The sequence below is a fragment of the Brevundimonas sp. genome (genome assembly GCF_032107865.1).
Classification (GTDB): Bacteria; Pseudomonadota; Alphaproteobacteria; order Caulobacterales; family Caulobacteraceae; genus Brevundimonas.
Map to the genome: position 1 here is coordinate 1 of NZ_DAMCNG010000059.1, position 13,793 is coordinate 13,793.

Here is a 13,793-nt window from a genome sequence, read left to right on the forward strand (position 1 = left end):
GTCCGCAACCGCCGAAGATCGCAGGTCAGGCGCCGCTCGGTACTCCTCGGCCTCAGGCGGTTCTGCCCGCTCCGCCGCCGCCGCCGGCGCCGGCCGCGCCGAATCCGCAAGGCTTGAGCGGGGCGCAGCGGGCGGCCTTGCCGTTCAGCGTCGACCTGCCGCCAGGCTTCCAGTTGGTCGAGGGCCGCGCGGCCCCCGGGGCTCACGTCTATTCGGCGCGCAAGGCGGGCAAGACCTATCTGATGATCTACGCCGGGCCGACGTCGCAGTTTCCCATCTACGACGGGGACCATGTGACGGTCGGCGGTCGCGTTTCGGTGGTGACGACTGAAGGCCAGCGCCGCATCGCCATGGAGCACCTGTTCCAGCGCGCGACTGAACCCGCCGAAATCCACGTCTGGGTGATGGCCCAGGACGGCGCCGACCGCGACGAGGCCGAGCGCATCGCCCAGACCGTCGATCCGAAGTAGGGCCCTAGTTTTCGGACCAGACCGCCAGTTCGTTGCCGGATGGGTCGCGGAAGTGGAAGCGTCGCCCGCCGGGGAAGGCGAAGATGGCGTGGGTGATCGCGCCGCCCGCCGCCTCGACCTTGGCCTGCATGGCCTCCAGATCGTGGGCGTAGAGGATGGGCAGGGGCTTGGGCGTCATGGCGTCGGGGGTGAAGCCGCCGTCCAGGCCCTCGCTGAAGGCCGCATAGGCCGGGCCGTAGTCCTGGAAGCTCCAGCCGAACGCCTGGGCGTAGAAGGCCTTGTGCGCCGTCAGGTCGGTCGCGGGCAGTTCGAGATAATCCAGCTTGCCGTCTTCGCGCATGACGAGTCTCCAGAGAAATGGAGGCGGACGCTTGCACGAAGACCGACTCTGCGCAAACCTGCAAATGGTTCGCAGATGCAGGAGTCGACCCATGATCGTCCTGAGCGCCGGATGCGCCTCACTGGCCTCGCTGATGCAGCGGGATGCGGATGGACGACGCGGGCCTGATACAGAACGGGCGCCGACCGAATCCGACCGACGTCCGCGTCTGATTTCAAAGAACGGCGGCGATCAGCGCGCCGTCTGGGTCTCGCCCGCGCGCCACACGCGATAGCGCACCTCGACGTCCGACGGGGTGTAGATCACCACCGGCAGGCGCGAGTTGTAGCGGATCAGCGGCTGCTCCTGCGTCGTCACGAAGGCCTCGCGCTCCGAACCGGGCGGGCAGCCCATCAGGGTGCTGGCCGCATTCCCCAGGGCGGGCAGGACGTAATAGTCATAGCCCCAGCCCTCGGCCGTGCGGGTTTCCAACTGGCCGCCGAAGAACTGACGGTTGCAGTCGACGGTCTGGGTCTTGCCGAGGATCAGTTCGACCTTCAGCGCATCCTCATCCGACTGGGCGGGCAGGTTGATGACGTGGCGGGTTTGGCCCGCCGTCGCGGCCGGGAAGGCCTTGAGGTCAGCGGAACCGGCCTGGCTGGTCACGGCGTTCTCCTGGGTCATGGCGCCTTCGGCCTGGGCGGTGGCGCAGGCGGTCAGGCTGAGGGCGGCGACGCCGGCGGCGAGCAGGGCGGGGAGTTTCAAGGGGGAGGTCTCCACAGTCAGTAAGCTAGGCCGCCGACAACGCCGCAGGCTCAGACCAGTTCCACCGCCATAGCCACGGCTTCGCCGCCGCCGATGCACAGCGAGGCCACGCCCTTCTTGCCGCCGCGCGCTTGAAGCGCCGCCAGCAGGGTGGACAGGATGCGTGCGCCAGACGCGCCGATAGGGTGGCCCAGGGCCGTGGCGCCGCCGTTGACGTTCAGCCTGGCGCGGTCGATGCCCAGTTCCTGCTGCGCGATCATGGCGACCACGGCGAAGGCCTCGTTGACCTCCCACAGATCGACGTCCTCGACCGACCAGCCGGCCTTCTTCAGCGCCTTCTGCATGGCCGGGACCGGGGCGGTGGTGAACAGGGCCGGCTCATGGGCGTGAGCGGCGTGGCTGACCACGCGAGCCACGATCGGCAGGCCCAGGGCCTTGGCCGTGCTTTCGCGCGTCATGACCATGGCGGCCGCGCCGTCGGAGATGGAGCTGGAGTTGGCGGCGGTGACGGCGCCGTCCTTGACGAAGGCGGGCTTCAGCGTCGGGATCTTGGCGGGGTCGGCCTTGCCGGGCTGTTCGTCCTCGCTGACCGTGACCGGGCCCTTGCGGGTGGCGACCTCGACCGGGACGATCTCGGCCTTGAAGGCGCCCGAGGCGATGGCGTTCTTGGCGCGGGTCAGGCTTTCAATGGCGTATTCGTCCATCGCCTCGCGGGTGAACTGATACTGGGCGGCGGAATCTTCGGCGAAGACGCCCATGGCCTTGCCGGGGGAATAGGCGTCTTCAAGGCCGTCCATCATCATGGAGTCGACGATGACGTCGTGGCCGATGCGGGCGCCGCCGCGGTGCTTGTTCATCAGATAGGGGGCGCCGGTCATCGACTCCATGCCGCCCGCGACGATGACCTCGGCCGTGCCCGCCAGCAGGGCGTCGTGCGCCATCATGGCCGATTGCAGGCCCGAGCCGCACATCTTGTTCACCGTCGTCGCCTCGACATGCTTGCCCAGGCCTGCGCCGATGGCGGCCTGACGCGCCGGGGCCTGGCCCAGACCGGCGGGCAGGACGCAGCCCATGAAGATCTGCTCGACCTTTTCAGGCGCGACGCCCGCGCGTTCGACGGCGGCCTTGACAGCGGCGGCGCCCAGATCTGTGGCCTTGACCGGCGACAGCGCGCCCTGGAAGCCGCCCATGGGCGTACGGGCGAAGGAGACGATGACGACGGGATCGGATGCGGCGGTCATGGGAGGCGTTTCCGTGATTGAATCGTTTCGAGGGGGATTAGGGGAGGCGAAGGCCCACTGGCAAGCGGCGCCTCACAGCAGCTTGCGGCGCTGGCGGGCCAGGGCGAGCGGGCGGCCATCTGCGCCCCAGGCGATCGCCTCGTCCACCGACCAGCCCAGGCCGTGGTCCAGCAGGCGGTATTCGAAGAAGACCCAGCCGTCGGGCGCGCTGTCCGGCGTCGGGTCGGCCAGGAAGTCGCAGCGCAGGTCCACCGTGGTCATCATCGGCGGCGCCTTGAAGGCCGTCCAGGCGGGCGGATAGAGGGCGTCCAGCAGGTAGCACATCCGCAATTCGTCCAGGGGCGCGCCGTCCTTCACCCGCATCCACACCCGTTCGACGACGGGTTTGCCTTCGTTGCCGCCCAGGATGTTGGGGCCGTTCTCGAAGCGATAGTCGACGTGCTGCGAGAAGCGCGGGGCCATCGGACCGCTGATGCCCGGCGCGTCCTTCAGGCTGTCCAGTGACGGCGGCGGGGCCAGCAGGGGCGTCAGCGGCGTGGGCGTCGCGCCGTCGGCGCCGTAGGTGGCGCTGGCGTGATGGGTCAGCTTCGAGCCTTGGCCGCCTTCGACCACGGCATAGGCGACGTTGCGGCCGCCGCGCAGCATCCGGGGCCGGAAGTGCAGGGACTGACCGTAGCGGGCGGCGGCCAGATACTGGACCGTCAGACTGCGCAGCGGCGCTTCGATGTCCAGGCCCTGGCGCATGGCCCCGGCGCACAGAGCCGCCAGCAGGCCGCCGAAGGGGAAGCCCGCCTCGGGCGGGGCGCTGATCGGGCCGTTGGAAAACTCGCCCGACAGATGGGCGGCCAGGACGCCGTCATCTTCGGGCGTCAGGCGGAAGGCGGCGTGGATCAGGTCTGGTTCGGTCATGACTCACATCGAAAAGCGGAGGCGGAACCTGCGACGGCGCCGCCTCCGAGTCGAGGGAAGGAAACGGCCGGGGAGCGGCCATGTCCGTTGCAAATAGAAACTGACTTACTCCGTCGCGATTGGCAACCCTTGTCAAAAGCCTGACGCGAGGTCACTTTCTGCTGATGGGACGCACCGCCGACTATTCGCGCCAGAGCTGCTCGGTCGCCGCCACCCTCGAGGTGATCGGCGATCCGTGGACCATGCTGGTCATCCGCGACGCCTTCAACGGCGTCAGCCGCTTCGAGCAATGGCAGGAGCGGCTGGGCGTCGCGCGCAACGTCCTGGCCGCACGCCTGAAGTCCCTGGTGCATCACGGGGTGCTGGAGCCGCGTCCCTATTCCCAGCGGCCGCCGCGCAACGAATATGTGCTGACGGCCAAGGGCAAGGATCTGTACGGCGTCCTCGTCACCCTGCACGCCTGGGGCGAGAAGCATGTCTATGGCGATGAACCGTCGGGCATCGTCCTGCGCCACAAGACCTGCGGGCACGATCTGAAGCCCCGCATCGCCTGCGGCTGCTGCAATGAGATGGTGCGCCCGCGAGAGGTGGAGGTGGTCTTCACCGAGAACCGCCCGACGGTCGGCGAGGTCATGCCGGCCAAGGACGAAGCTGCGTAAAACCCTCTGATCGATTCAACCTCCGTCAACCGTCGAAGGTTAACGATGGGGCATGTTTCAGTCCCTGACATCCAGGATCGCCGCTGTCAGCGCCCTGGTGGTGATCGCTTTACTGGTTCTTGTGGCCGCCCTGGCCGACGCCTCGCGGCAGACTCGCGAGAGCTTCCGCTGGGTGACGCACTCCGCCAAGGTCATCCAGGCGATGGAAGAGACCGTGGCCGGCCTGCGCGACGCGGAGTCGGGCCAGCGCGCCTATGTGCTGACGCGGAACCCGGCTTACGCCCAGTCCTTTGACGCGCGGGTTTCGGACTCCTTGCGGGCGTTCGGCGAGTTGGTGGAACTGACGCGGGACAACCCGTCTCAACAGGAGCGGGTGCAGGCTCTGGGCGCGCAGCTTTCAGGCCGTATCGAACTGTTGCGGCAGCCTTTGACCCTGGCGCGGAGCGGGGATTTCGCCAAGGCTGAAGCGTACATCGTCGAAGGGCGCGGATTCGATTCCATGAGCGCCTTCGTGCTGGCGGCGCGAGCGCTGTTGGACGAGGAGAGGGTGTTGCAGGCGCGCCGCGTCGAAGCGGCCGAGCAGCGGCTGGCACGGGTGCGAGGCCTGGCCCTGATCGGCGGGCCGCTGATCGCCTTCTTCTCCCTGTCGGTGTCCTTCATGGTCATTCGGGGCATTCGCCAGCCGGTGCGTGTCATCACCCGCGCCATGACAGGCCTGGGCGCAGGCGACCTGAACCAGAGGATCGACGGCCGCATGGGTTCGCGCGAGTTCAATCGACTGGCGCGCGGCTATAACGACATGGCCGATCGTCTGGCGACGGCGGCGACCGACCAGGGGCGCAGCGAGCGCGAACTGAAGCGCGTTCACGACGAGTTGCTGGCCAGCGCCCAGACCTTGCGGGAGCGGGGCGAGGTCATCGAACTTCTGGGCGGGATGGCGCATCGGATGCAAGCGGCCCGGACGGATGACGAGCTGGCCCAGGTCATCCACGCCTTCGTGCCGCGCGTGCTGCCGGGCCTGCCGGGGGCGCTCTACGCCTACAACAACTCGCGCAATCTGTTGGTCCCGCTGTCGGGCTGGGGCGGGCATGAGAGCGAGCAGGACGGCTTTGCGCCGGACCAGTGCTGGGCCCTGCGACGGGGGCAGAGCCATTTCGTGTCCGAGCCGGGCGCAGACGTCGTCTGCGGCCATGTGGACCATATGGCCGCGCCCTATCACTGCGAGCCGCTGCTGGCGTCAGGCGAGGTGATCGGCGTCCTGCACCTGGACGGGTTGGTCGAGGCCGAGACGCAGTTCCGCCTCAACGTCCTGGCCGAGAACATCGCCTCGGCCATGGTCAATCAGAAGCTGCAGCGTGATCTGAAGGAGCAGACGATCCGTGACCCGCTGACCGGCCTGTTCAACCGTCGCTACATGGAGGAGGCGCTGGCGCTGGAGGTGGCGCGCGCCGCCCGTTCGGGCGCGCCCCTGTGTGTGGTCATGTGCGACGTGGACCATTTCAAGCGCTTCAACGACGAGTTCGGCCACGACGCGGGCGACGTGGTGCTGCAGGCCGTCGCCGCCGAACTGGGCCATCGCTTCCGCGACGGGGACATCGTCTGCCGCTACGGCGGGGAAGAGTTCATCATCATCGCGCCGGGCACCACGGCCGAGGCCCTGTCGCAACGGGTCGATACGGTTCGTCAGGCCATCGCCGGCATCGCCCTTCGACTGGGCAAACAGCCGCTGGGCAGCAGCACCATGTCCTTCGGCGTCGCCGAATGGTCCAAGACCATGGACCGGGATGGCGACGCCCTGGTGCAGGCGGCGGACGCGGCGCTGTACCGCGCCAAGCGGGAAGGCCGGAACCGGGTGGTCCTTCACGTCGAAGGGACAGCCTGACGAACGACCTCAGTCCGCCTTGCGCACATAGCGGTTCAGGAAGGCCAGGTAGGCCTCCTGAGCGGTGATGCGGTTGGCGCGGCGCTGGAAGCCGTGACCTTCGTCGGGGAAGACGACGTATTCGACCGGCACATTGTTGGCGCGGACCTTCTCGACCAGTTCGTCGCTCTCGACCTGCAGCACGCGCGGGTCGTTGGCGCCCTGCACCACCAGCAGGGGGCGGCGGATCTTGTCGGCATGGAACAGGGGCGAGATGGCGCGATGGCGCTCAGCGTCGACCGCCGGGTCGCCCATCTCGTCGAACAGGGCCACGCGCTGGGCGCCCCACCAGGCGGGGATGGACTGCAGGGTCCGCACCCAGTTGGTCACGCCGAAGATATCGATGCCGGCCTCGAACTTGTCGGGATGGAAGGCCAGGGCCGCAGCGGTGATGTAGCCGCCATATGAGCCGCCCATGACCGCGACCTGATCGTCGGCCACCCAGTCCTGGGCCCGCAGCCAGTCGCCGCCGGCGACGATGTCGCGCAGGTCGGCCTCGCCGTGCTTCTTGTCGTCCATGTGGAAGAAGGTCTTGCCGTAGCCGGACGAGCCCCGGTTGTTGGCGCCCAGCACCGCATAGCCGTGATTGACCAGGTGCTGGACCATGGCGGAGTAGCCACGCCGCGTCTGGCCGCCCGGCCCGCCGTGGACCAGGACGACCGCCGGGGCCGGGTTGGCCGCCGAGGCGCCCTTGGGCCGGTACAGGACCGCCGGAACCATCACCCCGCCTTCGCCCGGATAGCGGACGATGGTCGCCTCGACCAGATCGCTCTCCTTGATGGCCGGGTTCAGGGCGTGGGTCAGGCGACGGGCCTGTCCGGTCGTCAGGTCGGCGACGAAGACATCGGTGGGCGAGGTGTCGGACACCACGGTGAAGGCCGCCAGATCGGCGCCGGGATCGAAGCGGACGCCGGTGATGTCGCCCTGCGGCAGGCCGGTCAGCCGGATGGGCGCGCGGGTCTGAGAGTCCTCGATGGTCAGTTCGGTCGAGGCGTCGGCGTTGACCGCCGTGACGCGGTAGCGGCCGTTGGGCGAGAACGAGACATACATGACGTCCCAGTCGGCCTGGGTGGTGCGGTTGTGAGCCTTGTTGGCGATGTCATAGGCGTAGGCTTGGGCGAACTCGCCGTCCTGATTGCTGGTGTAGATCAGGGTGGCGTTGAAGGGGCCGAAGCCGCTGACCTCATAGGCGACGTCGCCCGTGTGCGGGGTGATCAGATAGGGCTCGCCGCCCGCCTGCAGGTCGGCCAGATAGACGTCGGAGTTGGCGCTGGTGTGGGACTTGGTCAGGGCGACCAGACGGCCGTCGCCCGAGACGGCTGCGACGTCCATGCCGGGGTTCTGGAACACCAGCTTCCGCTCATAGGTAGCGGCGTCATAGGCGTAGAGGTCGAAGACCTCGGCGTCGCGTTCGTTGCTAGTCAGCCAGAAGGTCTGACCATCGTCGCTGAAGCCGACGAAGCCCGCCTTCAGCTTGTCGCCCGGCGTCAGGTCGCGCAGCGTCCCATCCGTCTCGCGCACATAGATGTGGGTCAGTTCGTCGCCGCCGCCATCCGCCGCCACCAGGACACGGCGACCGTCGGGGAAGTAGCTCTGGGCGAAGGTGGCGTTGGTCGTGGAAGCGGTCAGCGGCACGGGATCGCCGCCCGCGATCGGCAGGGCGTAAGCGTTGAACACCCCCGTCTTGTCCGACGAAATCAGGACGTGGCTGCGCCCCTCGGAAAAGGCCAGACCGTCCGGATTGGCCATCGAGAAGCTGGTCGTCTCGAAGAACTGGGCGGCCGTATAGAGCGTCGCGGCGGCTGTCGCAGCCTGCGTCGGGGCGGCGGGTTCAGCGGCGATGGCGACGGCGGGGAGGGCGGCGGCAAGCGCCAGGACGGAAACCATGCAGGCGAAGGAGCGCATTCGGAGCCTCATGAGGAGCGTGATGGTCGATAGAGGCCGTACCATGCGCGTACGGATGCGGTCTGTCGAAAAATTAAGTGAGCGCCGTTATGCCGCGTGGCTGGCTATGATGCGAGGGGCCTTTCCATGCTGCCGTTTTTTGGCAGCAAGTCTGCTAAGCTTGTGGCGTGTCCCGCTCCGAACGCCTGCTTGATCTGCTGAACACCCTGCGGCGGCATCGTCGGCCGGTCAGCGGACGCGCGCTGGCGGCCGAGACGGGCGTTTCCCTGCGCACCCTCTATCGCGATATCGCCAGCCTGCAGGCGCAGGGGGCGACGATCGAGAGCGAACCGGGCGTGGGCTATGTGCTGAAGCCCGGCTATCTGCTGCCGCCGCTGATGTTCACGCCGGAGGAGATCGAGGCCCTGGCGCTGGGCTCGCGCTGGGTGGCCGAGCGGGCGGATGCGCGATTGCGGGATGCGGCCTTGAGCGCACAGGCGCGGATCGCGGCGGTGCTGCCGCCGGATCTGCGCGACGAGATGGAGGCCTCGGCCCTGTTCATCGGGCCGGGCGCGCCGATCCCCGCCGATGCAGTCGATCCGGCCCATTTGCGCAAGGCGATCCGCATCGAGCGCAAGTTGAGGCTGAACTATCGCGACGAAGCGGGGACGGCGTCGGAGCGGGTGGTCTGGCCCTTCGCCCTGGCCTTCTTCGACCGAGTGCGGCTGCTGATCGGCTGGTGCGAGCTGCGTGGCGATTTCCGCAGTTTCCGCACCGACCGCATTGTCGAGGTCGAGGTGCTGGAGGCCCGCTATCCCACGCGCAAGGCAGTGCTGCTGAAGCGATGGCACGAGGCCTGCGACCATCAGGGGCCGCCGCGATGATGCTGACAGAAATTGGCGGCAGGGGCGGCTAGGTTCTCCTTCTGTTCAGACAGGCGGAGGGGCCATGACTATGAGCGACGACATTCTGCTGAACGTAGCCGATCCGGGCGCGAGCGCGCGCTTCTACGCCGGGTTGCTGGGCCGTCGTCCTGTGGATGCGGGGCCGGACCATGCGGTCTTCCTGCTGGCGCCGGGGCGAACGCTCAGCCTGTGGCGCGGGCGGGGCGGGGCGCAGGTGGACGTCCGCATGGCCGCGCCCGCCGTGGTGGACCAACTGCACATCGACTGGTGGGACCGGGGCGCGCGGATCGTCCTGCCGCCCAGCGACATGGACTGCGGTCACGGTTTCGTGGCGCGCGACCCGGACGGCAACTGTCTGCGGGTCTATGCGGCCTAATCGTCACCCTCGGAACAAGCCAAGGGTGACGGTGGATCTTAGACGGCGACCGCCTCTGTCGACTGGATGAAGCCGCCGCCCATCACGCGCTCGTCGTCGGCCGGATCATAGAGGACGCAGGCTTGACCGGGAGCGACGCCTTCCTCGCCCTGATCGAAGACGACCTGCACGGCGCCATCAATAAAAGCGAGGCGGGCGGGGGAGGGCTGGCGGGTCGAGCGGACGCGGGCCAGCACTGGGGCGCCGTCGCGGGCGGCCTCTTCGATCGTGGCCTGATCGCCCAGCCAGTTGGTTTCCTCCAGCGTCAGCCGCGCGGTCAGCAGGGCTTCGCGCGGGCCGACGATGACGCGGCGGTTGTCGGGGTCCAGTTTGACCACGAACAGGGGCTCGCCCACGGCGACGTTCAGCCCCCGGCGTTGGCCGATGGTGTAGTCGGTGATGCCCGAATGGCGGCCCAGCACCCGGCCGTCCATGTGGACGATCTCGCCCGCTTCGCGCCCCTGCGGCCGCAGACGGTCGATCAGGGTGCGATAGTCGCCGGTCGGCACGAAACAGATGTCCTGGCTGTCCGGCTTGGCGGCGATGCGCAGGCCCAGCGATGCGGCCACGCCCCGCACCTGCGGTTTTTCCAGATCGGCCAGCGGGAAGCGCAGATAGTCCAGCTGATCCTGCGTCGTGGCGAACAGGAAATAGGACTGGTCGCGCGAGTGATCGACCGCCTTGCGCATCTGCGAGCGGTTGCCGTGCGTGGCGCGGCGGACGTAGTGGCCGGTGGCCATCGCCTCGGCGCCCAGATCGCGCGCGACATCCAGAAGGTCGCGGAACTTCACCGTCTGATTGCAGCGGATGCAGGGGACCGGCGTCTGGCCTTTCAGATAGGAGTCCGCGAACTGGTCGATCACCGCGTCCTTGAAGCGGTTTTCATAGTCGAGGACGTAGTGCGGAATGCCGATCAGATCGGCGGCCAGACGGGCGTCGTGAATGTCCTGACCCGCGCAGCAGGCGCCCTTCTTCTTCAGCGCCTCGCCGTGGTCGTAGAGTTGGAGCGTCACGCCGACCACGTCATAGCCCGCCTTGTGCAGCAGGGCCGCGACGACGGTGGAATCCACCCCGCCCGACATGGCGGCGACCACGCGCGCGCCCTGCGGCAGGCCGACGGCCTGTCGCACGCTCTCGATCGCGGCGTCCAGGTCGACTTGCGACATGGGGGCGATGTCGGGAACGGGGCAGAGGATGTCGTCGGTGAAGGCGTCCATGGTCATCGCCGCCATTTAGGCCTTAAGGCGCGCGATTTCGAGGCCTGGCCCGAAACAAGGCGCGCTCCAATGAAAAAGACCGCCCCCGTTCAGGAGCGGCCCATGATCATGCGTCTAGGCGAAAGGCCTAGTCGCGGTAGCTCTGGATGCGCGTAGTGCGCAGGCCCTGCATGCCCCATTTGTCGATGGCCTTCTGCCAGGCCAGGAATTCCTCGGCCGTCAGACGGTATTTGGCCAGGGCGTCCTCAAGGCTGATCAGACCGCCGCGCACGGCCGCCACGACCTCTGCCTTGCGGCGGATGACCCAGCGGTTCGTGTCCGACGGGGGAAGATCCCGCAGGGTCAGGGGCGTGCCCGTCGGGCCGACCACGTACTGTTCGCCGTTACTGTTAAGGCGTCGCTCTTGCAGCATGGGCTTAAGCCTCTCTCACCACCACCATAGACGCACAGGCTAGGGCCCCGCCCGCTAAGGGGCGTTTAAGCGTCGTGGTGAAGGAATGGCTAAGACGCATCCCGCCGGGCCGGCGCGTTCTGCGCCGGTTAAAGGAAGGATTCATCGAGTCTAACGAGACCTTGCTCATGGATTCCCGTTGGCCGATCAGCGCTTGATGTTGATCAACTCCGCCAGCATCTCGTCGGCGGTGGTGATGATCTTGGACGAGGCCGAATAGGCGCGCTGGGTGGTGATCAGGCCGGTGAACTCGGTCGACAGGTCGACGGTCGAGGCTTCCAGCTGTTGCGCGCCCAGCAGGCCCGCGCCGCCCGTGCCGGGGGCTTTCAGGTTGAAGGTGCCGGAGCTCTGGCTGACGCGGAAGGCGTTGCCGGACACTTCGCTCAGGCTGTCGGCGCTGGGGAAGGTAGCCAGGGCGACCTGGGCGATCTTGCGCATCACGCCGTTGTCGAAGATGGCGGTGACGAAGCCCGCCTCGTCGATCTTCACCTCGGTCAGGTTCCCGAAGGCGGTGCCGTTCGTATAGGTGGCCTGGACGATGGAGGTGCTGTCGTACTGCGTCAGGCCGCCCGCCGAGGCGTTCAGGTCGAAGGCGATGGTTTGAGCCGCGATGCCCAGCGACGGATCCCAGGCGCCGTCGGCGCCCGGCGTCGCCCCGTCGGACGAACCCAGCGACAGGCTAGCGTTGGTGGGGTCGTCGAACAGGCCGGTGCCCGCGGTCCAGCCCTGCATCTTGGCCACGTCCAGACGCCCGTCCTGGGTGAAGGCGATGCGGCCGGACTTCAGTAAGCCGTCCGTGTTGGTCACCGTGCCTTCTGGAGCGCGGATTTCGGCGTGCCATTCGTTGGCGACGCTGCTCTTCAGGAAGGAGACGGTGATGTTCCGTTGGCCGCCCTTGGAGTCCGACACCGGAATGGTGATCTCGAAGTCGGGCTTCACGCCCGTCGCCGGGTCGTTGGCGTACATCGACATGGAGTGGGTGGCCGGGTCGTAGGCCGTGACGCCGGTCGGGGGCGGGGTCTGGGCGGCCTCATTGACCGGCTGGCTGGATTTCAGGTTGGCGTTCAGGCCGACGCGGGTGGTCGGTTCGGCCGCGCCGCCGACCGAGCCGACGTTGATGGTGCGCAGGCGGCTCATGTCCGAGGGGTCGCTGTTGACCACGCCGTCGGCGTCGACCGGCCAGCCCTGAAGATACAGGCCCGAGGTGTTCTGCAGATAGCCCAGGTCGTCGATCTTGAACGCCCCGGCGCGGGTGAACAGCCGCGCGTCCGACAGGGTCAGGTTCTCGGACTTCTCGGTGACGACGAAGAAGCCCTGGCCCGCGATGGCCAGATCGGTGCCCGACGTGGTGCGCTGAAGCTGGCCCGCCTGGCTGATGAAGTGGCGGGCGGCGGCCTGGACGCCGCCGGCGGAGTAGCTTGCGCCGGCCGTCTGGGCGTTGACGACGGTGGAGAATTCGGTCGACGCGCGCTTGTAGCCGACGGTGTTCACGTTGGCGATGTTCTGCGAGATCGTCGAAAGGGCCGCGGCGTTGGCGGTCAGACCGGACACGCCGGCCATCATGGCGCCGTTAATGCTCATGGCTGGAATTCCTTACGAGAGAAGATTGAAAGGGTTGAGTTTCGAGGCGAGGGCGCTGGCCGCGCCGGCGTCGTCCTCGGGTTTGGCGGCGGCCTTCTGTTCTTCCAGCGCGATCAGGCTGGACACCGGCATGATCGACTTGCCGATGATGACGAAGGGGGTGTTGTCGTACATCTCGACGCCGGTGACACGGCCGCGGATCAGCACCTGGCTGTCGACGGCCTTGCCCGCGCCGTCCTTGGCGACGACCTTCAGCGTGTAGACGCCGCCGTCATCGACCTGGCCGCCTCCGGTGGTCTTACCGTCCCACTTGAAGTCGTGCATGCCGTTGGTCTTGTCGGGGGCCGGGCCGCTCCAGACCACCTTGCCCGAGGCGTCCAGCACCTGAAGCGTGGCGTCGGTGGCGTCGGCCGCGAGTTCATAGCTCCAGTTGGCCTCGCCGTCCTCGAAGCGGGTGGCGGCCCAGACGGCGGTGGCGTCCTTGCCGATATACTGCGCCGCGCCGGTCAGGCCGTCGCCTTGCTGGGCCTTGAGCAGGCCGGTCAGCAGGTCGTTGGTCAGAAGTTGCTGCTCGACGCCCGCCATCTGGGTCAGCTGGGCGGTGAACTCGTTGGAATCCACCGGCGACAGCGGATCCTGGTTCTTCAGCTGCGTGGTCAGCAGCGACAGGAAGGTCTGGAAGTTGGAGGCCAGCATCTGACCTCCGGTGTTCACCCGGCCTGCGGCGTTGTTGGTGGAGACGGCGTCAACCATCGATCAGACCTTCAGATCGACGCGGTCAGGCGTCAGGGAAAGGGATGTCCAGGCGCTGGGCGACGGAACGACGGAATCGGCCTCGGCGGCCAGGCGAACGGCGCCGGAGAAGGCGCGGCGGTCAGGCTGGCGCTCGAAGGCGCCGCCGCCGAAGCCGGACGAAGGATCGCGTTCGGCGAACTCCAGGTCATCGCGCGACAGTTGCAGGCCCGCGTCCAGAAGCTGACGCCGCAGTTCGTCGGCGCGTGCGCGCAGGTCGGCCGCCGCCGCCGGGTTGTCGAAGGCCATACGGGCCGTGACCTG

General features: G+C 67.8%; 14 protein-coding genes and 1 pseudogene. 5 read left to right on the plus strand and 10 right to left on the minus strand.

The features are described from left to right. Positions 1–470: pseudogene (locus RT567_RS07180) on the plus strand (hypothetical protein); the annotation flags it as partial. A 4-nt stretch (positions 471–474) separates the two neighbouring features. Here the strand turns inward: RT567_RS07180 and RT567_RS07185 are convergent. From RT567_RS07185 to RT567_RS07200, 4 genes are all read right to left on the minus strand, one after another. Beyond that, complete coding sequence (locus tag RT567_RS07185) at positions 475–810, minus strand: VOC family protein (RefSeq protein ID WP_313575367.1); 336 nt, start codon at positions 808–810, stop codon at positions 475–477. Between the two features lie 231 nt (positions 811–1,041). Then, complete coding sequence (eco, locus tag RT567_RS07190; RefSeq protein ID WP_313575369.1) at positions 1,042–1,554, minus strand: serine protease inhibitor ecotin; 513 nt, start codon at positions 1,552–1,554, stop codon at positions 1,042–1,044. Positions 1,555–1,604: 50 nt separating this feature from the next. Next, positions 1,605–2,795: an acetyl-CoA C-acyltransferase gene (locus RT567_RS07195; RefSeq protein ID WP_313575371.1), complete on the minus strand. Its 1,191-nt coding sequence runs from the start codon at positions 2,793–2,795 to the stop codon at positions 1,605–1,607. 72 nt (positions 2,796–2,867) lie between these two features. Continuing rightward, complete coding sequence (locus RT567_RS07200; RefSeq protein WP_313575372.1) at positions 2,868–3,704, minus strand: thioesterase family protein; 837 nt, start codon at positions 3,702–3,704, stop codon at positions 2,868–2,870. A gap of 164 nt (positions 3,705–3,868) precedes the next feature. On the opposite strand from RT567_RS07200, the gene RT567_RS07205 reads away from it, so the two are divergent. Both RT567_RS07205 and RT567_RS07210 read left to right on the plus strand, forming a co-directional pair. Then, complete coding sequence (locus RT567_RS07205) at positions 3,869–4,363, plus strand: winged helix-turn-helix transcriptional regulator (RefSeq protein ID WP_200167686.1); 495 nt, start codon at positions 3,869–3,871, stop codon at positions 4,361–4,363. A 52-nt stretch (positions 4,364–4,415) separates the two neighbouring features. Further along, the gene (locus RT567_RS07210; protein WP_313575374.1) at positions 4,416–6,245 is read left to right on the plus strand and encodes a diguanylate cyclase; all 1,830 of its coding nucleotides are present in this window, start codon (positions 4,416–4,418) and stop codon (positions 6,243–6,245) included. Between the two features lie 9 nt (positions 6,246–6,254). On the opposite strand, the gene RT567_RS07215 is transcribed toward RT567_RS07210, so the two are convergent. Further along, on the minus strand, positions 6,255–8,189 hold the full coding sequence (locus tag RT567_RS07215) for a S9 family peptidase (RefSeq protein ID WP_313575376.1): 1,935 nt from the start codon (positions 8,187–8,189) through the stop codon (positions 6,255–6,257). A 167-nt stretch (positions 8,190–8,356) separates the two neighbouring features. Here RT567_RS07215 and RT567_RS07220 point away from each other — a divergent pair, with 167 nt between their 5' ends. Continuing rightward, a complete protein-coding gene (locus tag RT567_RS07220) occupies positions 8,357–9,052 on the plus strand; it encodes a YafY family protein (RefSeq protein ID WP_313575378.1) in 696 nt (231 codons plus the stop codon). A gap of 64 nt (positions 9,053–9,116) precedes the next feature. Continuing rightward, positions 9,117–9,449 (plus strand): VOC family protein, encoded by a 333-nt coding sequence (locus RT567_RS07225; RefSeq protein ID WP_313575379.1) that lies wholly within the window; start codon positions 9,117–9,119, stop codon positions 9,447–9,449. Between the two features lie 38 nt (positions 9,450–9,487). Here the strand turns inward: RT567_RS07225 and mnmA are convergent, their stop codons facing one another. From mnmA to RT567_RS07250, 5 genes are all read right to left on the minus strand, one after another. Continuing rightward, positions 9,488–10,720 carry a tRNA 2-thiouridine(34) synthase MnmA gene (mnmA, locus tag RT567_RS07230; protein WP_409516156.1) on the minus strand — a complete coding sequence of 411 codons (1,233 nt, stop codon included), beginning with the start codon at positions 10,718–10,720 and terminating at the stop codon, positions 9,488–9,490. Positions 10,721–10,832: 112 nt separating this feature from the next. Beyond that, complete coding sequence (locus tag RT567_RS07235) at positions 10,833–11,117, minus strand: DUF1153 domain-containing protein (protein WP_087139603.1); 285 nt, start codon at positions 11,115–11,117, stop codon at positions 10,833–10,835. A 186-nt stretch (positions 11,118–11,303) separates the two neighbouring features. Further along, on the minus strand, positions 11,304–12,737 hold the full coding sequence (gene flgE / locus RT567_RS07240) for a flagellar hook protein FlgE (protein ID WP_313575381.1): 1,434 nt from the start codon (positions 12,735–12,737) through the stop codon (positions 11,304–11,306). 12 nt (positions 12,738–12,749) lie between these two features. Then, positions 12,750–13,490 carry a flagellar hook capping FlgD N-terminal domain-containing protein gene (locus RT567_RS07245; protein ID WP_313575383.1) on the minus strand — a complete coding sequence of 247 codons (741 nt, stop codon included), beginning with the start codon at positions 13,488–13,490 and terminating at the stop codon, positions 12,750–12,752. A gap of 3 nt (positions 13,491–13,493) precedes the next feature. Beyond that, positions 13,494–13,793: flagellar hook-length control protein FliK (locus RT567_RS07250; RefSeq protein WP_313575385.1), on the minus strand; the 300-nt coding region annotated here is incomplete at its 5' end.